This is a genomic window from Antarctobacter sp., assembly GCF_034670325.1.
In the GTDB taxonomy this organism is placed as follows: Bacteria; Pseudomonadota; Alphaproteobacteria; order Rhodobacterales; family Rhodobacteraceae; genus Antarctobacter.
Window position 1 is genome coordinate 454,124 of record NZ_JAXMNR010000005.1, and the last position, 22,618, is coordinate 476,741.

Here is a 22,618-nt window from a genome sequence, read left to right on the forward strand (position 1 = left end):
TTACCGCCCCTTCTTCTTGGCGTGACGCGAGCGGATGATCAGCTTCTGCGACGCCTTGTTGGTGTTGCGGGTGCGTTTGCCCTTGGTCGGCTTGCCCCACGGCGTCACCGGATGGCGACCCCCAGAGGTACGGCCTTCACCACCACCGTGCGGGTGGTCGATCGGGTTCATGACGACACCGCGAACGGAGGGGCGCTTGCCCATGTGGCGCACACGGCCGGCCTTGCCGAGGTTCTGGTTGCTGTTGTCGGGGTTCGACACGGCACCCACGGTTGCCAGACATTCCTGACGCACAAGGCGCAGTTCGCCCGACGACAGGCGGATCTGGGCATAGCCACCGTCACGGCCGACGAACTGGGCATAGGTGCCAGCGGCGCGTGCGATCTGACCGCCCTTGCCGGGCTTCAGCTCGATGTTGTGAACGATGGTACCGATCGGCATACCCGAGAACGGCATACAGTTGCCGGGCTTGATGTCTGCCTTCTTGGAAGAGACGATCTTGTCGCCAATGCCAAGGCGCTGGGGCGCAAGGATATAGGCCTGTTCGCCGTCGTCATACTGGACGAGCGCGATAAAGGCGGTACGGTTGGGGTCATATTCAATGCGGACCACGATGCCGTTGACATCGAATTTGTTCCGCTTGAAGTCGACGATCCGGTAGAGGCGTTTCGCCCCGCCACCGCGGCGGCGTGCCGTGATACGTCCGGTGTTGTTCCGGCCGCCCTTTTTCGTCAGACCCTCGGTGAGGGCCTTGACGGGACGTCCTTTGTACAGCTCCGAACGGTCGATCAGCACCAGCCCGCGCTGGCCCGGCGTCGTAGGTTTGTACGACTTGAGTGCCATGCTTTCTGTCTTCCGTTAGCTAGCAGCCCCGTTGCCGGGACTTATGTAGGGCGGGGGTTAGCCCGCCACTGGTATAGGCCCCTCGACAAATGTCCGCAGGTGCCCGGTGGTATAGGCCCCTCGACTGACGTCCGCAGGTGCCCGAATCTGTGTCCCCGCAGACAATAGCAAAGCCCCGGACGAATCCGGGGCTGCTGCGGATGGTGTCTGTTAGGGGAGGATGGGGGTGGGGTCAAGTGGCGTGAGGTTTTCCCCCACCGGATTGGACCGGCAACATCGCAACTTCTGAAACCGCGTCCCCATGTGGGTCCAAAAAGCACCTCCAGCCCCTGAGCACTTTCACGCCGTCCAATGATTGCAAACCGGGAAAGGTGCGGCAAGATAACCAACCGCGTGGTCCCATTAGAACCGAACCGACCTTTCACATTGCCCCACCCGACATCGACGGCTTCCAAATGTCGGATATCCAGCAATTGTGAGAGCGGGCCTGCGATCGGGCCACCCATTCCAACAATCAATTTGGGTTTAGCCGATCCAAGAATTCGCTGCCAAAGTGTCTCGCCAAAGCCCAGAGACGCCCGCTTGTCCTTAAGACTGGCCCAATTTGGTGACCTAAATGGAACAAAATTACCGGCCAAAACGTCTTCCGGCGACTGATCCAGATAGTGGAAAAGTTTGCGAACCTGGATTTGAAGCGGGCTCGCCCCTTTGGCCCACCCCGGCCACACCTCATCAACGTACGCACTGCCACGCGCCATCGCGAATTCGCCATGGCCTGAAATTTCTTCAACGCCTCCTGGGTTCATTCCGATAAACGCAACGTCTGCGCCGAAAAGGACGTTTTGGGGGCTCGCCAAAAGTCGCCAACCCATTTCGTTTTCGCTAGCCAAATATGCGTCTTTTACAGCTTGCTCGAGTTGTTTGGGATCTAACATCTAGGACCTAATCTAACCTTGTATTGAGCGGCGCTTGGCGAACACCAAAAAACGCGACCATGCGACAAAGAACATAGTCGCGCCAGAGCCGACGCGCGCGGTGGCTCTGCAACCGTCCGAAACTGGCAGTTTATCCCAAGGCATCCGTAAAACATCAAAGGCCGGGTCCAGCCTCACCGAAGAGCCGCCGCATAGGGGCGCGTCGGCTCTGGCGCGGCGGCCTGTCGGCCTTGTTCCGCGCCCTGTGGCTCCGCCGTCAATCTAGCACAAGGTAAAGGTCGTGCCGCCAGCTGGACAACGACGCGCGCCTTACCAATCAATCCCAAAACACCCCCACCCAAGAGCCCTCAAATCAGCCCCAAGTATGAAGAGTCCGTAAAAACGCCTCTGTAACCCTTTGATCTATAACACCAGCGCTCGTGTCCACACGTGGACACACAAACGAAAAGGCCCCCGCATCGCTGCGAGGGCCTCACCAAATTCCGTAGGGTAGGTTTTCAACCCACCACACTCACAGACCGGTGTTCACGTCGATCGTGTTGCCCTCTTCGAGGGTCACATAGGCCTTCTTGACGTCCTTGCGGCGACCCATGGTGCCCCGGAAACGCTTTTGCTTGCCCTTGGTGATGGTGGTGTTGACCGCCTTCACCTTGACACCAAACAGCGCCTCAACGGCCTCTTTGATCTGCGGCTTGGCCGCGTCGATCGCCACTTCGAAAACCACTGCGCCATTCTCGGACGCCATGGTGGTTTTTTCGGTGATGATCGGCTTGCGGATCACGTCGTAGTGTTCTGCCTTCGCGCTCATTTCAACCGAGCCTCCAGTGCTTCGACACCCGCCTTGGTCAGCACGAGCGTGTCGCGCTTGAGGATGTCATAGACGTTTGCGCCCTGGCTGGGCAGCACATCGAGACCCTCGATGTTGGCCGCCGCGCGGGCAAAGTTCTCACTGATGACCGCGCCGTCGATGATCAGCGCGCGCTTCCAGCCGAGGTTTGCAACCTGCTTGGCCAGCGTGTTGGCCTTGCCATCGCAATCCGCCGCCTCGATCACCACCAGCGACCCGTCCTTGAACTTGGACGACAGCGCGTGCAGCAGACCCAGTTTACGGACCTTCTTGGGCAGGTCATGGGCGTGCGACCGCGGGGTCGGGCCCTTGTAGATGCCACCCTTGCGGAAGATCGGCGCCTTGCGGGAACCGTGGCGTGCGCCGCCGGTGCCCTTCTGGCGATAGATCTTCTTGGTCGAGTACGACACTTCCGAGCGGGTCTTGACCTTGTGCGTACCGGCTTGCGCCTTGTTACGCTGCCAGCGGACGACGCGGTGGAGAATGTCGGCGCGCGGCTCGAGACCAAACAGGGCCTCGTCCAGCTCGACTTCGCCAGCGGTGCCGCCGTCGAGATTGATCACGTCGAGTTTCATTCCTCGCCTTCCTTCTTCTCGGCCTCGATTTCAGCCTCGGCTGCCTTCAGAGACGCCTCCTGCTGGGCGGCCTCCTCTGCAAGACGTGCCTCTTCTGCTGCCTTGGCCTCTTCTTCGGCCTGGCGGGCGGCTTCTTCGGCGGCTTTCATCGCTTCGCGCTTCGAGCTCATCAGAGCAGCGGGCAGAATGACATTTTCGGGCGCGGGCTTTTTCACCGCGTCCTTGATGGTCACCCACGAGCCTTTGGGGCCGGGAACGGCGCCCTTGATCATGATGATGCCACGGTCGCTGTCGGTGCGGACGACCTGCAGGTTCTGCGTGGTGACACGCACGGACCCCATGTGGCCGGCCATCTTCTTGCCTTTGAACACCTTGCCGGGGTTCTGACACTGACCGGTCGAACCATGCGAACGATGGCTGACAGAGACACCGTGCGTGGCGCGCAGACCGCCAAAGTTGTGGCGCTTCATACCGCCGGCAAAACCTTTACCGATGGTGATGCCGCTGACGTCCACGAACTGACCCTCGAAGTAATGGTCGGCGATGATTTCCTCGCCCACTTCGATCAGGTTCTCGGGCGCGACGCGGAATTCCACGACCTTGCGCTTGGGCTCGACCTTGGCAACGGCAAAGTGACCGCGCATGGCCTGGCTCACGCGCTTGACCTTGGCGTTTCCGGCACCCAGCTGAACGGCGGTGTAGCCGTGCTGGTCATTTGTGCGCTGCGCAACAACCTGAAGGTTGTCGAGTTGCAGCACGGTGACTGGGATCTGCTTGCCGTCTTCCATGAAAAGACGAGTCATGCCGATCTTCTTTGCGATCACTCCAGAGCGCATCATATCCGAGCCCTCCTTAGACCTTGATCTCGACATCCACGCCAGCGGCGAGGTCGAGCTTCATCAGGGCGTCCACAGTCTGCGGAGTCGGATCGACGATGTCGAGCAGACGCTTGTGCGTCCGGATCTCGAACTGGTCGCGCGACTTCTTGTTCACGTGCGGGCCACGCAGAACGGTGAACTTTTCGATCTTGTTCGGCAGCGGGATGGGACCGCGGACCGTCGCGCCGGTGCGCTTGGCGGTGTTGACGATTTCCTGCGTACTTGCATCAAGCACGCGGTAATCGAACGCCTTCAGCCGGATACGGATATTCTGGCTCATTTGGACAGCCTATCTTGGCGTTGGGGTTGAGAGGAGGAGGACGGACCACCCGCGCGCCTCATCGAACCCGGAATGTGTAGGGCGGGACTGGTCCCGCCCTTCAGTATGGGTGTCAGACACCCCGGAATGTGTGCTGACGGTGTCGCCGCAACGGGCGACACCTCAGACAATCAGTCGATGATCTTCGACACGACGCCCGACCCGACGGTGCGGCCGCCTTCGCGGATGGCGAAGCGCAGGCCGTCTTCCATCGCGATCGGTGCGATCAGCTCGACGTTGAACTTCAGGTTGTCGCCCGGCATCACCATCTCGGTGCCATCGGGCAGCTCAACCGTGCCGGTCACGTCCGTCGTGCGGAAGTAGAACTGCGGGCGGTAGTTCTTGAAGAACGGCGTGTGACGGCCGCCTTCTTCCTTGGTCAGGATGTAGACCTCACACTCGAACTTGGTGTGCGGGTTCACCGACTTCGGCTTGCACAGAACCTGACCACGCTCGACGCCTTCGCGGTCGATGCCGCGCAGCAGAACGCCGACGTTGTCGCCTGCTTCACCGCGGTCCAGCAGCTTGCGGAACATTTCGACACCGGTACAGGTGGTCGAAGTCGTGTCACGGATACCAACGATTTCAATGGTATCGCCCACGTTGATCACGCCACGCTCGATCCGGCCGGTCACAACCGTACCACGACCCGAGATCGAGAACACGTCTTCGATCGGCATCAGGAACGGCATGTCGATCGCGCGCTCGGGCTGCGGGATGTACTCATCCACGGCCGCCATCAGTTCGCGGATCTTGTTCTCGCCGATTTCCGGATCGCGGCCTTCCATCGCCGCCAGCGCGGAGCCCGCGATGATCGGAATGTCGTCGCCCGGGTAGTCGTATTCGGACAGCAGCTCGCGGACTTCCATTTCCACCAGCTCCAGCAGTTCCTCGTCGTCGACCTGGTCGACTTTGTTGAGGAATACAACCATGGCGGGAATGCCCACCTGGCGGCCCAGCAGGATGTGCTCACGGGTCTGCGGCATCGGGCCGTCAGCGGCGTTCACCACCAGGATCGCGCCGTCCATCTGGGCGGCACCGGTGATCATGTTCTTGACGTAGTCAGCGTGGCCGGGGCAGTCGACGTGCGCGTAGTGGCGGTTGTCGGTCTCGTATTCCACGTGCGCCGTCGAGATGGTGATCCCGCGGGCTTTTTCTTCCGGCGCGCCGTCGATCTGGTCATACGCCTTGAAGTCACCGAAATACTTGGTGATCGCCGCCGTCAGCGTCGTCTTGCCGTGGTCAACGTGACCAATCGTGCCGATGTTGCAGTGCGGCTTGCCGCGTTCAAACTTTTCCTTACCCATAGGTAGGCTCCTTCTTCGTTTCGGGTGGTGGGGTCAAACCCCACCCTACGGTGGTGGGTAGGGCGGATTTCCTCGGCGGGTTACCCCGCCGACACCGCCACCCGGCTTATGCGTATTTCGATTGGATCTCGTCCGAGATGTTCTGCGGAACCGGATCGTAGTGGTCGAACTGCATCGAGAAGTTCGCCCGGCCAGAGGACATCGACCGCAGCGTGTTGATGTAGCCGAACATGTTGGCCAGCGGAACAAAGGCATCGATGGCAACGGCGTTGCCACGAGGCTCCTGGCCCGACACCTGACCACGACGCGAGGTCAGGTCGCCAATGATACCACCGGTGTATTCTTCCGGTGTGATCACTTCGACTTTCATCATCGGTTCCAGCAGCTTGGCACCCGCTTTGCGCATGCCTTCACGCATGCACATACGTGCCGCGATCTCAAACGCCAGAACGCTGGAGTCAACGTCGTGGAACTTACCGTCGATCAGCGAGACCTTGAAGTCGATCACGGGGAAGCCAGCCAGGGGGCCGCTGTCCATAACCGATTTCACGCCCTTTTCCACACCGGGGATGTATTCCTTGGGAATGGAACCGCCCACGATCTTGGATTCGAACGAATAGCCTTCGCCCGGCTCTGTCGGAGAGATGATCATCTTCACTTCGGCGAACTGACCCGAACCACCCGACTGTTTCTTGTGGGTGTAGGTATGTTCGACTTCGTGACCGATGGTCTCACGATAAGCCACCTGCGGCGCACCGATGTTGGCCTCGACCTTGAATTCCCGCTTGAGACGGTCAACCAGGATGTCCAGGTGAAGTTCGCCCATGCCCTTCATGATCGTCTGACCGGATTCGATATCCGTTTCGACGCGGAAGGACGGGTCTTCTGCTGCCAGACGGGCCAGACCCGCCGACATCTTTTCCTGGTCGCCCTTGGTCTTGGGCTCAACCGCGATCTCGATGACCGGATCGGGGAAGGTCATGGTTTCCAGAACCACCGGCTCTTTCGCGTCACACAGGGTGTCGCCCGTGGTGGTGTCCTTCAGACCCGCAAGCGCGATGATGTCGCCGGCCCAGGCCTCTTCGATCTCTTCGCGGTTGTTGGAGTGCATCATCATCATACGACCGATGCGCTCTTTCTTGCCTTTGGTCGAGTTCAGGATCGAGTCGCCCTTGTTCATCTTGCCCGAATAGATCCGGGTGAACGTCAGCGAGCCGACGAAGGGGTCGTTCATGATCTTGAACGCCAGACCGGCGAACGGCATGTTGTCATCCGCGCGACGCGGGATGTTGCGCTCTTCGGTCTCGTCGTCCGGCGAGAAGCCCATGTAGTCGACCACGTCCAGCGGGCTGGGCAGATAGTCGATCACGGCGTTGAGCAGCGACTGCACGCCTTTGTTCTTGAAGGCAGAGCCCCCCAGAACCGGCACGAAATGCATCGCCAGAGTGCCCTTGCGGAGCAACTTGCGCAGCGTCGGGACGTCGGGCTCTTCGCCTTCGAGATAGGCTTCCATCGCGTCGTCGTCTTCTTCGACGGCGGCCTCGATCATCTTGCCACGCCACTCGTCAGCCATGTCCTGCAGGCTTTCGCGGATCGGAGCCTTGATCCAGGACGCGCCCAGATCCTCACCCTGCCACAGCCACTCTTCCATGGTCACGAGGTCAATCAGACCTTCCAGCTCGGTCTCGGCACCGATCGGAATACCGACGGGAACGGCGCGCGCGCCGGTGCGGTCTTCGATCATGTGAACGCAGTTGAAGAAGTCCGCGCCGATCTTGTCCATCTTGTTGACGAACACGATCCGCGGAACCTTGTAGCGGTCAGCCTGACGCCACACGGTTTCGGTCTGCGGCTCGACGCCGGCGTTGGCGTCCAGAACGGCCACGGCACCGTCGAGAACCGCCAGCGAACGCTCGACCTCGATGGTGAAGTCGACGTGTCCGGGGGTGTCGATGATGTTCAGGCGGTGCTTGGCGCTATCGGGTTCGGTGCCATTCTCGGTGCGCTCCCAGAAAGTGGTCGTCGCAGCCGAAGTGATGGTGATCCCGCGTTCCTGCTCCTGCTCCATCCAGTCCATGGTCGCAGCGCCATCGTGCACTTCGCCGATGTTGTGCGACTTGCCGGTGTAGAACAGAATCCGCTCCGAGCAGGTGGTTTTACCTGCATCGATGTGCGCCATGATACCGAAGTTCCGGTACCGTTCGAGAGGGTAATCGCGTGCCATGGGGCCTTGTCCTCAGAAGAAGTGGTTTACCAGCGGTAATGGCTGAACGCTTTGTTGGCGTCGGCCATCTTGTGGGTGTCTTCGCGCTTCTTGACGGCGGACCCGCGCGATTGCACCGCGTCGATCAGCTCACCTGCAAGGCGCTCTTCCATGGTGTTCTCATTGCGGGCGCGCGAGGCATTGATCAGCCAGCGGATCGCAAGGGCCTCACGGCGCTCGGGGCGCACTTCGACCGGAACCTGGTAGGTGGCACCACCAACGCGGCGCGAGCGAACCTCGACCGACGGCTTGATGTTGTCCAGCGCCTCGTGGAAGATCTCCACCGGGGCGCGCTTGACCTTTGCTTCGACGCGGTCAAGCGCATTGTAAACGATGCGTTCGGCGGCAGATTTCTTGCCGTCGTACATCAGGTTGTTCATGAATTTTGTCAGAACCCGGTCACCATACTTGGCGTCGGGCAGGACTTCGCGCTTCTCTGCGGCGTGACGACGAGACATGTTGTAATCCTCTTACTTCGGACGCTTGGCGCCGTATTTCGAACGACGCTGCTTGCGGTCCTTGACGCCCTGGGTGTCGAGAACACCGCGCAGGATGTGGTAACGCACGCCGGGAAGGTCTTTTACACGACCACCACGGATCAAAACCACCGAGTGCTCCTGCAGGTTGTGGCTTTCACCCGGGATATAGCTGATCACCTCGTAGCCATTGGTCAGGCGCACCTTGGCCACCTTACGCATGGCCGAGTTCGGCTTCTTCGGCGTGGTGGTGTACACACGGGTGCAGACACCGCGCTTTTGCGGGCACTGCTCGAGGTGCTGCGACTTCGAGCGCTTGACTTTGGGCTGCCGCGGCTTGCGGATCAGCTGTTGGATCGTGGGCATTCCGGTTATTTCCCCGTGCTTCTCACATGTGTGCTGCACGGGCCGTCCCGTGCGGAGTTTCAGTTCGTGGCACCCTGCGCAAAGCCGGGCTCCGTCTCAGCGCGCCACCACCCTGCAAAGCAGGAAAAGACGCAAAAAACCGCTGCGTTCCCCTGTTCACGGGAACGACGCGGTGGGTGTCCAGAGGATCGGGGCGGTTAACCCGGATCGTGACCGCTTGGTTATGTAAGGCCGCCGGTGGAATTTCCACAGCGGATTAGCGGGCGTATAGGGGGAGTCGCGGGCCATGTCAACAGGCCACCGGGGTTGCCCGCCAAGCCCGGCAATGCCATGCAAGTGCAGCGGCTTCGCACAAAGGGAACAGGCATGCAAGTCATCGGTTTCTGCCGATTTTCCTACCCCGCCGAGGGCGGTTTTCAGGTCGAGCACAACAGCCTCGAAGATCGGATCGCCTATCTCTATGACCCCGCCCGGATCGCCGAGCGGTTTCGCCATTTCGAATGCCTCTGCCTGCCGGGCCTGAAGGCCCAGACAGACCCGGATTTCATCTTTGTGATCCTCGTCGGAGAGGCCATGCCAGAGCTGTGGCTGGAACGTCTGCTGGACCTGACCCGAGATTTCCCGCAGGCCATGGTTGTGGCCCGCGCGCCCGGTCCACATCGCCAGGTCTGTCAGGACGTGATCAATGCGGTCCGCGACATGGACCAGCCCTGCCTGCAATTCCGCCACGATGACGATGATGCCGTTGCTGTGGATTTCGTCGCCCACCTGCGGCAGGCCGCGCAGGATTGCGCGCCTCTGCTGGCCAAGCACCGACTGGTCGGCTTTGACTGGAACCGGGGCTATATCGGCCGCCCCGACGCGCAGGGGCTGGCGGCTCAGGTGCAGGTCACACCCTACTGGGGGGTCGCACAGGCCGTGGCCGTGCGCGCGGGCGCACGCCAGTCGATCATGAATTTTGGCCACTACAAGATCAACCAGCACATGCCGACCGTCACCTTTACGCAGCCGGTCATGTATCTGCGCGGCCATAATGACCACAACGACTCGCGCCAGAAGAAACATGTGAAACCGGTGTCCCTGCCCCGGCTGGACGCCGCCGGGGAGGCCGATGTCAAAGCGCGGTTTGCCATCGACGCCGATCGCGTCCGGCGGGTGTTCGCCAACACCTGAGCAAAGGGGCGGCTCCAGTGGCTTGGGGCAGTCACTTTCTCGCGTGCTGGGGTGGCGTGTATTGGTCGGCCTTCGGATAGGCACTAGTCTTTATGCCAGTGGAGGCGTTGAAACGCGCCGTGGTTTCCCAAGTGACAAAGGATGACTCCGCATGACGAAACGTCCGTTCACCCGCCGCGCCCTACTTGCCACCGGCGGTGCCGTGCTGGCCACGGGCACCTCCGGCCTGCTGCGGCCCGCCCATGCCCAAAGCCTGACACCCACCCGGTCCATGCGCGGCGGGGCCAACAACTACCGGCGCGGGGCGGCCATCGTTGACCGCATTGGCGACGGCGGTTTCTGGATGACAGGCACCGTGCGCCGCGCCGGGGATGGGGCCCCGCTGCCCGGTCAGCGCATCCAGATCTGGGCGCATACCACCGAAGGCCATGAACGCGACCCGCACAGCCACGGGGCCACGCTGACCGATGCGGACGGGGTGTTCCGGCTCGAGATGCCGCAGATCATCCCGGCCTTCGGGCAGCCGCATGGCCATCTGGCTTATGACAGCGGCGACTTTGAAACCGTGTTCCTGCGCCCCGTCATGTCCAGCGCCCGGGACACCAGCCTAGAGGCGCATTTTGTTCTGCAACCGGCCTGAGCGGCCCCGGAGACCCGACAGATGCACCGGCTGCGCGCGCCGCTGATCTGGGTCGCGCTGGGTCTGGCCCTTGGCGTGCCGGTCTTATTGGCGGCGCAAAGCCCCCTGCTGGCATGGCGACAGCCGGTCTACATCGTCGCCGGGTTTGCCGGGGTGCTGGGGCTTGGGCTGATCCTTTTGCAACCGCTTCTGGCAGGGGGCAACCTGCCCGGCCTGCCTCTGCGACGCGGGCGGTACGTCCACCGTGTCATCGGCAGTCTGCTTGTGGCCTCTGTTGTGGTGCATGTCGCGGGCCTGTGGCTCACCAGCCCGCCCGACGTGATCGACGCCCTGCTGTTCCGCTCCCCCACCCCGTTTTCTCCGTTCGGCGTTCTCGCCATGTGGGCGATCTTTGGCGCGGCGCTGCTGGCCGCGCTCCGCCGTCGGCTGCGCCTGCCTTACCGCGTGTGGCGCAACGCCCATACCACCTTGGCTATGGTCATCGTTCTGGGGACCGTCCTGCACGCCCTGCTGATCGAGGGCACGATGGAGCCGCTGTCCAAACTGGCCCTCTGCGCGCTGGTTGTGGTGGCGACGGCTGTGGTTATCGCGGACTTGCGCGGCTGGTTTCGCGGCACGCGTGGGCGGTGATTATGACCCCGCCCCACACCGGGCATTCCCTAACAAATTGTAAATTCGCCACTGTAACTCGTTGATTTTAAATACGCGACAGGCTGTCCACGCGTGGACAGCCCCTCCAGATACGAAAAAGCCCGCCTCTTGGCAGAGGCGGGCTTTCCCATTTTCAGATCCAGAGGCGCTTATTCGCGGCTCTCCGGGGTGTCCACGATCAGGGTGTCGAACTCATCCCCGCCGACCACATCCTCTTCGGCCTTTACCGGTGCCGCCAGCGCGGCGGCCGCCTCGGCCTCCTCGCGACGCGCCTCGATCACGACGTTGTCGCGATCCTGCGCGATCTTGCGCACCTTCTGGGTCGCACCACCGGTGCCCGCCGGGATCAGGCGGCCCACGATGACGTTCTCCTTGAGACCGATCAGCGTGTCCTTCTTGCCCTGCACCGAAGCCTCGGTCAGGACCCGTGTCGTCTCCTGGAAGGAGGCGGCAGAGATAAAGGACCGCGTCTGCAACGACGCCTTGGTGATGCCCAGCAGGATTGGTTCGCCCTTGGCCGGACGACCGCCCTTTTTCTCGGCCTTGGAGTTGGCTTCGTCGAACTCCATCTTGTCGACGTGCTCACCCTTCAGCAGCGTGGTATCCCCAGAGTCCTGGATCTCCCATTTCTGCAGCATCTGACGGACGATGACCTCGACGTGCTTGTCGTTGATCTTCACGCCCTGCAGGCGATAGACGTCCTGCACCTCGTCGATCATGTAGTTGGCCAGCGCCTCGATCCCCATGATCGCAAGAATGTCATGCGGCGCGGGGTTGCCGTCCATGATGTAGTCGCCCTTCTGGATGTAATCGCCCTCGGCAACCGGGATGTGCTTGCCTTTTGGGATCATGTATTCCTTGGGCTCAAGGCTGTCGTCCGCCGGTTCGATCGTGATCCGACGCTTGTTCTTATAGTCCTTGCCAAAGCGCACGTAGCCGTCGATTTCCGCGATGATGGCGTGGTCCTTGGGGCGACGCGCCTCAAAGAGTTCGGCCACACGCGGCAGACCACCGGTAATGTCCTTGGTCTTGGCACCCTCGCGCGGGATACGCGCGACAACGTCACCGGCCTTGACCTCCTGCCCGTCTTCACAGGACAGGATCGCATCCACCGACATGGTGTACTTGATCGGGTTGCCCTGATCGTTGCGCAGCGGCTCCCCGTCGGCATCCATCAGGATGATCTCGGGCTTGAGCTCATTGCCCTTGGGCGCGGCCCGCCAGTCGATCACGATCTTCTGGGTCATGCCGGTGGCATCGTCGGTTTCCTCACGCACGGCCAAGCCGTTCACGAGGTCCACGTGTTTGGCGATACCATCTTTCTCGGCGATGATCGGCAGCGTGTAGGGGTCCCATTCGTACAGCTTATCGCCGCGTTTGACCTGCTGGCCTTCCTTCACGAACAGCTTGGAGCCGTAGCCCATCTTGTGGGATGCGATCTCTTCGTCCTGATCGCTCATGATCAGAACCTGCATGTTCCGGTTCATCACGATCAGTTCGCCCGCGGCATTGGTAATCGTGCCCGGGTTGGCGAAGACGATCTTACCGTTCTGGCTGGCTTCGAGGAAGGAGCGCGACGAACCCTGCGCAACGCCGCCCATGTGGAACGTCCGCATGGTCAGCTGTGTACCGGGTTCACCGATCGACTGCGCCGCGATGATACCGACGGCCTCGCCGGTGTTCACCTTGGTGCCGCGGGCAAGGTCACGCCCGTAGCAGGTGGCGCAAACGCCCTCTTCGGCCTCACAGGTCAGCGGCGAACGGATGCGCGCCGTCGCCATGCCCGATTCCTCGACCAGATCGGCGGTGCGTTCGTCGATCAGCTCGCCTTCGCGCACCAGCAGTTCACCGGTCTCGGGGTGGAGCAGATCATCGGCCGCAACACGACCCAGAATGCGCTCGCCCAGCGTGGCGACCACTTCACCGTCGTTGATCGCCGCCTCGGCGGTGATCGCACGATCAGTGCCGCAGTCATTCATGCGGATGATGCAGTCCTGCGCCACATCCACCAGACGACGGGTCAGATAACCCGAGTTCGCCGTCTTCAGAGCGGTGTCCGACAGACCCTTACGGGCACCGTGGGTCGAGTTGAAGTATTCAAGAACGGTCAGACCTTCCTTGAAGTTCGAGATGATCGGCGTCTCGATGATGTCGCCGTTCGGCTTGGCCATCAGGCCGCGCATGGCACCCAGCTGTTTCATCTGGGTGACAGAGCCACGGGCCTTGGAGTGGGCCATCATGTAGACCGAGTTCGGCTCCATTTCGGCGCCGTTCTCGTCCTCACGCCGGGCGGAGATGGTGTTCATCATCGCCTCGGTGACCTTGTCGTTACACTTGGACCAGGCATCGACGACCTTGTTGTACTTTTCGCCCTGAGTGATCAGGCCGTCCATGTACTGCTGTTCAAAGTCCTTCACCTGATCGCGGGTTTCGTCGACCAGTTCCCACTTGTTGTCGGGAATGACCATGTCGTCCTTGCCGAACGAAATGCCCGCCTTGAACGCCTCGACAAAGCCCAGACGCATGATCTGATCGCAGAAGATGACCGACTCTTTCTGACCGCAATAGCGGTAGACGGTGTCGATGACGGTCTGAACGTCGCCCTTGCGCAGCAGGCGGTTCACCAGTTCAAACGGTGCCTTCGCGTTCAGCGGCAGCAAGCCGCCCAGACGAATGCGACCGGGGGTCGAGTCGAACCGCTGCCAGACCTCATTGCCTTCTTCGTCGATCTGCTTGACCCGGCATTTGATCTTGGCGTGCAGATGCACCTCGCCAGCGTTGAGCGCGTGTTCAACTTCTTCAGGCGCGGAAAACACCATGCCCTCGCCAGTCATGCCATCGCGGGCGATGGTCACATAGTACAGACCAAGGATCATATCTTGCGAAGGAACGATGATCGGCGCGCCGTTGGCGGGCGACAGAACGTTGTTGGTCGACATCATCAGAACGCGCGCTTCCAACTGGGCCTCAAGGCTCAGCGGGACGTGCACGGCCATCTGGTCGCCGTCAAAGTCAGCGTTGAAGGCCGAGCAGACCAGCGGGTGCAGCTGGATGGCCTTGCCTTCGATCAGCGTGGGTTCGAACGCCTGAATGCCCAGACGGTGCAGCGTGGGCGCGCGGTTCAGAAGGACCGGGTGCTCACGAATGACTTCGTCTAGAATATCCCAAACCTCGGGGCGCTCTTTCTCGACCAGCTTCTTGGCCTGTTTGACCGTCGAAGACAGGCCTTTGGCCTCCAGCCGCGAATAGATGAACGGCTTGAACAGTTCGAGCGCCATCTTCTTGGGCAGACCGCACTGGTGCAGCTTCAGTTCCGGGCCGGTCACGATGACCGAACGACCGGAGAAGTCGACGCGCTTACCCAAAAGGTTCTGACGGAAGCGACCCTGCTTACCTTTCAGCATGTCGGACAGCGATTTCAGCGGGCGTTTGTTGGCACCGGTGATCACGCGACCGCGACGGCCGTTGTCAAACAGCGCGTCAACGGATTCCTGCAACATCCGCTTTTCGTTGCGGACAATGATGTCCGGCGCGCGCAATTCGATCAGCCGCTTGAGGCGGTTGTTCCGGTTGATCACGCGGCGATACAGGTCGTTCAGGTCAGAGGTCGCAAAGCGGCCACCGTCCAACGGCACCAGCGGGCGCAGTTCGGGCGGGATGACCGGGATCACGGTCATGATCATCCACTCGGGCCGGTTGCCGGACTCGAGGAAGGATTCAACAACCTTCAGACGTTTGATGATCTTCTTGGGCTTCAGTTCACCGGTCGCTTCCTTGAGGTCCGCGCGCAGGTTTTCTGCCTCGGCTTCAAGGTCGATGGCGGCCAGCATTTCACGGATCGCTTCGGCACCGATATTGGCCGAAAACGCGTCCGCGCCAAACTGGTCCTGGGCGTCGTTGAACTCTTCTTCGTTCATCATCTGGCCGTAGGCGAGGTCGGTCAGACCCGGCTCGATGACAACGTAGTTTTCAAAGTACAGCACGCGTTCCAGATCGCGCAGCGTCATGTCCAGCATCAGGCCGATGCGCGAGGGCAGCGACTTGAGGAACCAGATGTGGGCGCAGGGCGCGGCCAGTTCGATGTGGCCCATCCGCTCGCGGCGGACCTTTTGCAGCGTGACTTCGACACCGCATTTTTCGCAGACGACGCCGCGATATTTCATGCGCTTGTATTTGCCGCACAGGCATTCGTAATCCTTGATCGGGCCAAAGATACGCGCGCAGAACAGGCCGTCACGCTCGGGCTTGAACGTGCGGTAGTTGATGGTTTCGGGCTTCTTGATCTCACCGAAGGACCACGAAAGGATCCGTTCGGGGGAGGCCAGCGAGACCTTGATCTCGTCGAAGGTTTTAACCGGTGCAACGGGGTTGAACGGGTTGTTGGTCAGTTCCTGGTTCATGTAGTCCTCACAAATTCAGAGGGAAGCGGGGAAGGCGGGGCGGCGAACCGCCCCTGAGCAAGGCGCGGCGGCCTTACTCGTCCTCCTCCGCATCCAGGAGTTCCATGTTGAGGCCCAGACCCCGGACCTCTTTGACGAGAACGTTGAACGATTCCGGCACGCCGGCCTCGAAGTTGTCCTCGCCTTTGACGATGCTCTCGTAGACCTTGGTCCGGCCTGCCACGTCGTCCGATTTCACCGTCAGCATTTCCTGCAGGGTGTAGGCGGCACCATAAGCTTCCAGAGCCCAGACCTCCATCTCCCCGAAACGCTGACCGCCGAACTGCGCCTTACCACCCAGCGGCTGCTGTGTGACAAGCGAGTATGGACCAGTGGAACGCGCGTGGATCTTGTCGTCGACAAGGTGGTGCAGCTTGAGCAGGTATTTGACACCCACCGTCACCTGACGCGAGAACTGCTCACCGGTGCGACCGTCAAAGAGATCGGACTGGCCGCTCTCGTCAAAGCCCGCACGCCGCAGCGCATCGTTCACGTCTGCTTCCTTGGCGCCGTCAAAGACCGGAGTCGCAATCGGCACACCGCCGATGACGTTGCCTGCGGCCTCGATCAGGTCGTCTTCGCCCATCGGAGCAAGGCCTTCTTCGTAGACCTCATCGCCATAGGCGATCCGCAGCGCCTCACGTACCGGGGTCAGGTCACCCGACCGGCGGTACTCTTGTAGCGCCTCGTCCACCTCGATGCCCAGACCGCGCGCGGCCCAGCCCATGTGGGTTTCAAGGATCTGACCGACGTTCATCCGCGACGGAACACCCAGCGGGTTGAGGCAGAAGTCGACCGGCGTACCATCGCGAAGGAACGGCATGTCCTCCATCGGCACCACGCGGCTGACCACACCCTTGTTCCCGTGACGACCGGCCATCTTGTCACCCGGCTGCAGCTTGCGCTTCACCGCGATGAACACCTTGACCATCTTCATCACGCCCGGGGGCAGATCGTCACCACGGCGGACCTTTTCAACCTTGTCCTCGAACCGAGCGTCAAGAGCACGCTTCTGGATCTCGTACTGCTCGTGCAGGGCCTCGACGTGCTTGGCGTCCTCTTCCTCAGCAAGGGCAAGCTGCCACCACTGACCACGGGTCAAAGTGCTCAGCAGGTCCTCGTTGATTTCCGAGTTCGCCCGGACACCTTTCGGACCCTTCACGGCGGTCTTGCCAAGGATCATGCCATTCAGACGCGCATAGATGTTGCGGTCGAGGATGGCGAGTTCGTCGTCCCGGTCACGGGCCAACGCCTCGATCTCTTCACGCTCGATCTGCAGGGCACGTTCGTCCTTTTCGACGCCGTGACGGTTGAAGACACGCACTTCGACGACAGTACCGTAGTCGCCCGGCTTGACCCGCAGCGAGGTGTCGCGCACGTCAGATGCCTTTTCGCCAAAGATGGCGCGCAGCAGCTTTTCTTCCGGCGTCATCGGGCTTTCGCCCTTGGGCGTGATCTTGCCCACCAGAATATCGCCCGGCTCCACGTCCGCACCGATGTAGACGATGCCCGCTTCGTCGAGGTTGCGCAGGGCTTCCTCGCCGACGTTCGGGATGTCGCGCGTGATTTCTTCCGGCCCAAGCTTGGTGTCGCGCGCCGCCACTTCGAATTCTTCGATGTGGACAGAGGTGAACACGTCATCCTTGGCGATCCGCTCAGAGATCAGGATGCTGTCTTCGTAGTTGTAGCCGTTCCAGGGCATGAACGCGACGATCACGTTTTTCCCCAGCGCCAGCTCACCCAGATCGGTCGACGGACCGTCTGCAATGACCTCACCCTTGAGAACCGTGTCGCCCACCTTCACCAGAGGTTTCTGGTTGATACAGGTGTTCTGGTTCGAGCGCTGGAACTTGCGCATCCGGTAGATGTCAACGCCCGCGTCACCCAGCTCCAGATCTTCGGTGGCCCGGATCACGATCCGCTGCGCATCGACCTGGTCGATGATCCCGGCTCGCTTGGCCATGACGGCCGCGCCGGAGTCCCGTGCAACGACCTCTTCGATGCCAGTACCGATCAGCGGCGCCTCGGCCCGCAGGGTCGGAACCGCCTGACGTTGCATGTTCGAGCCCATCAGAGCGCGGTTGGCGTCGTCGTTTTCAAGGAACGGGATCAGCGAGGCCGCAACAGACACCAGCTGCTTCGGCGACACGTCGATCAGATCGACGTTGTCGGACGGCGACAGTGTGTAGTCACCCGATTTCCGCGTCGACACCAGATCGTTCTCGAACCGGCCGTTTTCGTCCAGTTTCGCGTTGGCCTGCGCCACGGTGTGACGCATTTCCTCGGTCGCCGACATATAGTGCACTTCGTCGGTGACAACGCGGTCTTTAACCACCCGGTAAGGCGTTTCAATAAAGCCGTATTTGTTCACTCGGGCAAACGTGGCCAGCGAGTTGATCAGACCGATGTTCGGGCCTTCCGGCGTTTCAATCGGGCACATCCGGCCATAGTGGGTCGGGTGAACGTCGCGCACCTCAAAGCCTGCGCGTTCCCGCGTCAGACCGCCCGGTCCAAGCGCCGAAAGACGACGCTTGTGCGTCACCTCGGACAGCGGGTTGGTCTGGTCCATGAACTGCGACAGCTGGCTGGAGCCAAAGAACTCACGCACCGCGGCAGCCGCCGGTTTCGCGTTGATCAGATCCTGCGGCATCACCGTGTCGATTTCGACCGACGACATGCGTTCCTTGATCGCGCGCTCCATGCGGAGCAGACCGACGCGGTACTGGTTTTCCATCAACTCGCCGACCGAGCGCACACGACGGTTGCCGAGGTGGTCGATGTCGTCGATGTCGCCCTTGCCGTCGCGCAGTTCGACCAGCGCCTTGATGCACTGAACGATATCTTCGCGGTCCAGCGTGCGCTGGGTGTCGGGCTTTTCAAGGGCCAGACGCATGTTCATCTTCACGCGACCGACGGCCGAGAGGTCATACCGCTCGGAGTCAAAGAACAGCGTGTCGAACAGGGCCGAGGCAGCCTCGACGGTGGGCGGCTCGCCCGGGCGCATCACGCGGTAGATGTCCATCAGCGCGGTGTCGCGGCCAAGGTTCTTATCGGCCGCCATCGTGTTGCGCATGTATGGACCGACGTTGATGTTGTCGATATCCAGAACCGGGATCTCGGTCACGCCCGCGTCCAGCAGCTCTTTCAGCGTGCCACCGGAAACCTCACCATCCTTATCGATGGTCCAGGTCAACTCATCCCCGGCCTCGACGTAGATCGCGCCGGTCTCTTCGTTAATGATGTCCTTGGAGACGTATTTGCCGACGATATGTTCGAACGGCACCAGCAGGTTCTTCACCTTGCCTTCGTCGATCAGTTTCTTGACCGCGCGCGGGGTGACTTTTTTGCTAGCTTCGCCAATCACTTCACCGCTGTCCGCGTCGACCAGATCAAAGGTCGGACGGGTGCCGCGCACGCGCTCGGGGAAGAACTTGGTCGCCCAGCCCTCACCCTTGCGGTACTCAAAGTTCACGGTGTTGTAATACGCATCCATGATGCTTTCCTGATCCAGCCCAAGGGCATAGAGCAGGGTTGTCACCGGCAGTTTGCGGCGACGGTCGATGCGGGCAAAGACGATGTCCTTGGCGTCGAATTCGAAATCGAGCCACGACCCGCGATAGGGAATGATCCGGCAGGCAAACAGCAGCTTGCCGGACGAATGCGTCTTGCCCTTGTCGTGGTCGAAGAAAACGCCGGGGCTGCGGTGCATCTGGGAGACGATGACCCGTTCGGTGCCGTTCACGACAAAGGTGCCGTTGGGCGTCATCAGGGGCATGTCGCCCATGAACACGTCCTGTTCCTTGATGTCCTTGACCGACTTCGCGCCGGTGTCCTCATCGATATCGAACACGATCAAACGCAACGTGACCTTCAGCGGAGCGCTGTAGGTCATGTCGCGCTGCATGCACTCTTCGACGTCGTATTTGGGCTTTTCCAGTTCGTAGTTCACGAACTCCAGAACCGCAGTTTCGTTGAAATCCTTGATCGGGAAAACCGACTGGAACACACCTTTGATGCCTTCGCCGTCCAGCGGCTGAGGCTGGTCACCGGACTTCAGGAACAGCTCGTAGCTGGACTTCTGAACCTCGATGAGGTTCGGCATTTCAAGGACTTCACGGATTTTGCCGTAGTAACGGCGGAGGCGTTTCTGACCGAGGAAGCTTTGCGCCATGAGTGGAGCCACCCTTTCAATGTTCTCTGTCCGCACGTCCATACCGTCGGGGGCCACGGTATTGCGCGCGTCAGTGATGACAGACAATCAGATCCATTCTCGGCGCGCGTCCCACCACGCACCTCTCGATCCAGTATGCCCTGCCTTGGAAAACCCCTCTGACCCGAGGGGCTTGCCAAGACTGGTACGGTCGGCTTTCAGGCATGTCAGGTCGTGCCGCCCAACCAATGCCCGCACTGCGTTTTCCGTGATTTCCGGGGTGAGCTTTGCGAGATGGGAACGATGCGCTGACATTTCAATGCTGCGTGTCGACACCTCGTCAAACCAAAAGCGAATAACGGACTCGAATCGCTCGACCCCGCAGGAGACTTTCGAATATTCGGTTAAGCACGCGAACGCAAGACCCACGCCGGGGTTTTGCGTTTTCCACACCCTGCGAGAATGACAAAAACTGACCCCACCGTCAAGCTGGGATGATTCTTAACCGATCTGGCATGGAGCACACCGCGTCGTTGCGGCCACGCGCGCCAAACGCAAAACGCCCCCGGAGTTCCCGGAGGCGTTCCAATGATACGAGGGGAGGCAACGCCTCCCGGCGATCACTTGACTTCGACTTCGGCGCCAGCCGCTTCGAGTTTTTTCTTGATTTCCTCGGCTTCGTCCTTGGAAACGCCTTCTTTGACAGCCTTGCCGCCGGCTTCGACCAGCTCTTTGGCTTCTTTCAGGCCCAGGCCGGTGATGCCGCGGACTTCTTTGATGACGTTGATCTTCTTGTCGCCAGCGGCTTTCAGGATCACGTCAAATTCGGTCTTTTCTTCCTCGGCTGCGCCACCGGCGTCGCCGGCCGGGCCCGCCATCATGACGGCGCCACCGGCTGCCGGCTCGATGCCGTACTCGTCCTTGAGGATGGTTTTCAGTTCTTGTGCTTCGAGCAGGGTCAGACCGACGATTTGCTCTGCAAGTGCTTTAAGATCAGCCATTTTGAGACTCTTTCCGTTTAGATGTGTTTTCCAACGTCAGGGATTTTTCCCTACGCGGGTCGTTTCGGTGTGCCTTACGCCGCTTCCGCTTTCTCTTCGATGGACGAGAGAATGGAGGCGATGTTCGAAGCAGGTGCGCCAATTGCGCCGGCGATGTTCGAAGCGGGTGCGCCGATGCAGCCGACGATCGAAGCAATAAGCTCCTCGCGCGACGGCATTTTCGACACGGCCTCGACACCGGCCCGGTCAAGAGCCGTTCCGCCCATGTTCCCGCCAAGGATTTCGAATTTCTTGTTATCCTTGGCGAAATCTTCGACGACCTTGGCCGCAGCCACAGGGTCTTCGGAGAAGGCGAGAACGGTCATACCACCCAGCAGGTCGCCAATGCTTTCGCACGGCGTGCCCTGAAGGGCGATCTTGGCGAGCCTGTTCTTGGCGACGCGGACCGAAGCTTCGGCAGCGCTTGCGCGCCCCCGCAGGTCCGTCATCTCGGCAACCGTGAGACCTTCGTAGCGGGCCACCACCACGACGCCAGAGCTTTCGAAGATCTGGCCGAGTTCCTCGACCACCTTTTCTTTCTGAGCTCTATCCACAGTTTCACTCCAGTTGTTGGAGGGCGGACCCTCCGGCTCATTTTGCCCGGGGGATGGCCCCGGACGGAATGTCCAATAAGGGTCGACGCATCACGGAGGGGCCTTGGCCGATCCGTTGGGAACGGTGGATACCGTTCCGCAAAGATGTCTCTTCCCGTCTCAGGCAGGACTTACAGGCCAAGGCCAACCCACCGTCTCGGACGAATACATGTCACGCGCGACGAATCGCATGTTTCACGCAGGCTCTTCCTTTATCACTCTTGCGGGCGATGCCAAGGGTGCCGTGACACCCCGGCGAAAAAAATCTCAATTGCCGTTCAGCGCAGCGCGCAGCGCGCGCGAAAACGCGGGAGGATCTCCGATATGATACAAGTCGCGTATCAAGGGTGAGATATGCGCCGCTTGGCGGGCCGCCTCGAAGGTCTCAGCCTGCTTCAGGAACCGTTCTTCATAGAGAAACGCGGCGGCGTATCCCGGCAAGAACCACGCGACATCCAAAGGCACGGCCCCGGCATCCAGCTTGTTCACGGTGCGAGCCAGCACATTGGTGCAGTTGGAGAACAAGGTATTGTACCAGCGCGGTGCGGTCTGAATGTCGGCCGTCTCATCCAGCATGGCCCTCAGGACCGCCTTTTGCTGCTCCAACGGAATGGCCAACGGATAGAGATACAGTTGATCACCGGCGTAAAACTCGCTGTTCCCGTACATGTCCCGCTCTGTCGTCCAGACGAACATATACTCAAAGATCGGAAGCACAGCCGCTTTGGGCGCACTGTAGGCCTCCCCCTTTTCGCGGCGCGCCTCGATAGAGGCGACATAGGCAGAGCCATCCGCAAAGGAAAACGACAGCATTGTATGCGCGATGGCATCCACGGCACCGAAGGGTTCGACGAGGAAATACGCCTGTTCCAGAGCGCCGGGATCAATATCACGCGCAATCCAGCTTTGCCGGGCGACCGTCCCATCCGCAGCATAGTCCCAGTCGCGGATGTCCTTGATGCGGTATAAGCCGTCCAGCTTCGACACTTTTGGCAGGCGGCTGTAGTCGTCGCGCCAGTCGCGGTCATGCGACGCGGGGGTCAGTTGCCAATTCAGGATAAGCCCCGCGATCAAAACCAAGGGCAGCAAGAGCAAAAAACGTTTCATGCGGGTGGTCTAGACG

Annotated in this window: 17 protein-coding genes; 3 read left to right on the top strand and 14 right to left on the bottom strand. The window is 60.8% G+C overall.

The window, feature by feature from the left end:
- The 9 genes from rplB to rpsL form a co-directional block, all read right to left on the bottom strand.
- Positions 1 to 843 carry a 50S ribosomal protein L2 gene (rplB, locus tag VOI21_RS15330; RefSeq protein ID WP_089280179.1) on the bottom strand — a complete coding sequence of 281 codons (843 nt, stop codon included), beginning with the start codon at positions 841 to 843 and terminating at the stop codon, positions 1 to 3.
- 1,446 nt (positions 844 to 2,289) lie between these two features.
- Entirely contained in the window at positions 2,290 to 2,586 is a 297-nt protein-coding gene (locus VOI21_RS15335) for a 50S ribosomal protein L23 (RefSeq protein ID WP_089279941.1), read from the bottom strand.
- Positions 2,583 to 3,200, bottom strand: a complete 618-nt coding sequence (gene rplD, locus VOI21_RS15340; RefSeq protein ID WP_323770807.1) for a 50S ribosomal protein L4 — start codon at positions 3,198 to 3,200, stop codon at positions 2,583 to 2,585. The genes VOI21_RS15335 and rplD overlap by 4 nt, the downstream gene beginning before the upstream one ends.
- Entirely contained in the window at positions 3,197 to 4,039 is an 843-nt protein-coding gene (rplC, locus tag VOI21_RS15345; RefSeq protein ID WP_323770808.1) for a 50S ribosomal protein L3, read from the bottom strand. The genes rplD and rplC overlap by 4 nt, the downstream gene beginning before the upstream one ends.
- Before the next feature lie 13 nt (positions 4,040 to 4,052).
- Positions 4,053 to 4,358 (bottom strand): 30S ribosomal protein S10, encoded by a 306-nt coding sequence (gene rpsJ, locus VOI21_RS15350; protein ID WP_089279938.1) that lies wholly within the window; start codon positions 4,356 to 4,358, stop codon positions 4,053 to 4,055.
- Positions 4,359 to 4,528: 170 nt separating this feature from the next.
- Positions 4,529 to 5,704 (bottom strand): elongation factor Tu, encoded by a 1,176-nt coding sequence (gene tuf / locus VOI21_RS15355; protein WP_323770809.1) that lies wholly within the window; start codon positions 5,702 to 5,704, stop codon positions 4,529 to 4,531.
- Positions 5,705 to 5,810: 106 nt separating this feature from the next.
- A complete protein-coding gene (fusA, locus tag VOI21_RS15360) occupies positions 5,811 to 7,928 on the bottom strand; it encodes an elongation factor G (RefSeq protein WP_323770810.1) in 2,118 nt (705 codons plus the stop codon).
- A gap of 26 nt (positions 7,929 to 7,954) precedes the next feature.
- Entirely contained in the window at positions 7,955 to 8,425 is a 471-nt protein-coding gene (gene rpsG / locus VOI21_RS15365; RefSeq protein ID WP_089279935.1) for a 30S ribosomal protein S7, read from the bottom strand.
- 12 nt (positions 8,426 to 8,437) lie between these two features.
- Entirely contained in the window at positions 8,438 to 8,809 is a 372-nt protein-coding gene (gene rpsL, locus VOI21_RS15370) for a 30S ribosomal protein S12 (RefSeq protein WP_005862801.1), read from the bottom strand.
- A 366-nt stretch (positions 8,810 to 9,175) separates the two neighbouring features.
- Here rpsL and VOI21_RS15375 point away from each other — a divergent pair, with 366 nt between their 5' ends.
- The 3 genes from VOI21_RS15375 (at position 9,176) to VOI21_RS15385 (ending at position 11,252) form a co-directional block, all read left to right on the top strand.
- Positions 9,176 to 9,982, top strand: coding sequence for a glycosyltransferase (locus tag VOI21_RS15375; protein ID WP_323770811.1), 807 nt, complete (start codon positions 9,176 to 9,178; stop codon positions 9,980 to 9,982).
- A 151-nt stretch (positions 9,983 to 10,133) separates the two neighbouring features.
- Positions 10,134 to 10,622 carry a twin-arginine translocation pathway signal gene (locus VOI21_RS15380; RefSeq protein ID WP_323770812.1) on the top strand — a complete coding sequence of 163 codons (489 nt, stop codon included), beginning with the start codon at positions 10,134 to 10,136 and terminating at the stop codon, positions 10,620 to 10,622.
- 21 nt (positions 10,623 to 10,643) lie between these two features.
- Entirely contained in the window at positions 10,644 to 11,252 is a 609-nt protein-coding gene (locus VOI21_RS15385; RefSeq protein ID WP_323770813.1) for a ferric reductase-like transmembrane domain-containing protein, read from the top strand.
- Between the two features lie 170 nt (positions 11,253 to 11,422).
- Here VOI21_RS15385 and rpoC read toward each other — a convergent pair whose 3' ends face one another.
- The 5 genes from rpoC to VOI21_RS15410 form a co-directional block, all read right to left on the bottom strand.
- On the bottom strand, positions 11,423 to 15,673 hold the full coding sequence (gene rpoC / locus VOI21_RS15390) for a DNA-directed RNA polymerase subunit beta' (RefSeq protein ID WP_323770814.1): 4,251 nt from the start codon (positions 15,671 to 15,673) through the stop codon (positions 11,423 to 11,425).
- Between the two features lie 73 nt (positions 15,674 to 15,746).
- A complete protein-coding gene (gene rpoB / locus VOI21_RS15395) occupies positions 15,747 to 19,883 on the bottom strand; it encodes a DNA-directed RNA polymerase subunit beta (protein ID WP_323770839.1) in 4,137 nt (1,378 codons plus the stop codon).
- Positions 19,884 to 20,482: 599 nt separating this feature from the next.
- Positions 20,483 to 20,863: a 50S ribosomal protein L7/L12 gene (gene rplL, locus VOI21_RS15400; protein ID WP_094033635.1), complete on the bottom strand. Its 381-nt coding sequence runs from the start codon at positions 20,861 to 20,863 to the stop codon at positions 20,483 to 20,485.
- Positions 20,864 to 20,937: 74 nt separating this feature from the next.
- On the bottom strand, positions 20,938 to 21,456 hold the full coding sequence (rplJ, locus tag VOI21_RS15405; protein WP_323770815.1) for a 50S ribosomal protein L10: 519 nt from the start codon (positions 21,454 to 21,456) through the stop codon (positions 20,938 to 20,940).
- A 306-nt stretch (positions 21,457 to 21,762) separates the two neighbouring features.
- Positions 21,763 to 22,602, bottom strand: a complete 840-nt coding sequence (locus tag VOI21_RS15410) for a DUF4105 domain-containing protein (RefSeq protein ID WP_323770816.1) — start codon at positions 22,600 to 22,602, stop codon at positions 21,763 to 21,765.
- Between the last annotated feature and the right edge of the window lie 16 nt (positions 22,603 to 22,618).

Bases quoted from the DNA above. Each gene is read 5' to 3' on its own strand.
- rplB (WP_089280179.1), bottom strand. From the start codon at position 843: ATGGCACTCAAGTCGTACAAACCTACGACGCCGGGCCAGCGCGGGCTG.
- VOI21_RS15335 (WP_089279941.1), bottom strand. From the start codon at position 2,586: ATGAGCGCGAAGGCAGAACACTACGACGTGATCCGCAAGCCGATCATC.
- rplD (WP_323770807.1), bottom strand. From the start codon at position 3,200: ATGAAACTCGACGTGATCAATCTCGACGGCGGCACCGCTGGCGAAGTC.
- rplC (WP_323770808.1), bottom strand. From the start codon at position 4,039: ATGATGCGCTCTGGAGTGATCGCAAAGAAGATCGGCATGACTCGTCTT.
- rpsJ (WP_089279938.1), bottom strand. From the start codon at position 4,358: ATGAGCCAGAATATCCGTATCCGGCTGAAGGCGTTCGATTACCGCGTG.
- tuf (WP_323770809.1), bottom strand. From the start codon at position 5,704: ATGGGTAAGGAAAAGTTTGAACGCGGCAAGCCGCACTGCAACATCGGC.
- fusA (WP_323770810.1), bottom strand. From the start codon at position 7,928: ATGGCACGCGATTACCCTCTCGAACGGTACCGGAACTTCGGTATCATG.
- rpsG (WP_089279935.1), bottom strand. From the start codon at position 8,425: ATGTCTCGTCGTCACGCCGCAGAGAAGCGCGAAGTCCTGCCCGACGCC.
- rpsL (WP_005862801.1), bottom strand. From the start codon at position 8,809: ATGCCCACGATCCAACAGCTGATCCGCAAGCCGCGGCAGCCCAAAGTC.
- VOI21_RS15375 (WP_323770811.1), top strand. From the start codon at position 9,176: ATGCAAGTCATCGGTTTCTGCCGATTTTCCTACCCCGCCGAGGGCGGT.
- VOI21_RS15380 (WP_323770812.1), top strand. From the start codon at position 10,134: ATGACGAAACGTCCGTTCACCCGCCGCGCCCTACTTGCCACCGGCGGT.
- VOI21_RS15385 (WP_323770813.1), top strand. From the start codon at position 10,644: ATGCACCGGCTGCGCGCGCCGCTGATCTGGGTCGCGCTGGGTCTGGCC.
- rpoC (WP_323770814.1), bottom strand. From the start codon at position 15,673: ATGAACCAGGAACTGACCAACAACCCGTTCAACCCCGTTGCACCGGTT.
- rpoB (WP_323770839.1), bottom strand. From the start codon at position 19,883: ATGGCGCAAAGCTTCCTCGGTCAGAAACGCCTCCGCCGTTACTACGGC.
- rplL (WP_094033635.1), bottom strand. From the start codon at position 20,863: ATGGCTGATCTTAAAGCACTTGCAGAGCAAATCGTCGGTCTGACCCTG.
- VOI21_RS15410 (WP_323770816.1), bottom strand. From the start codon at position 22,602: ATGAAACGTTTTTTGCTCTTGCTGCCCTTGGTTTTGATCGCGGGGCTT.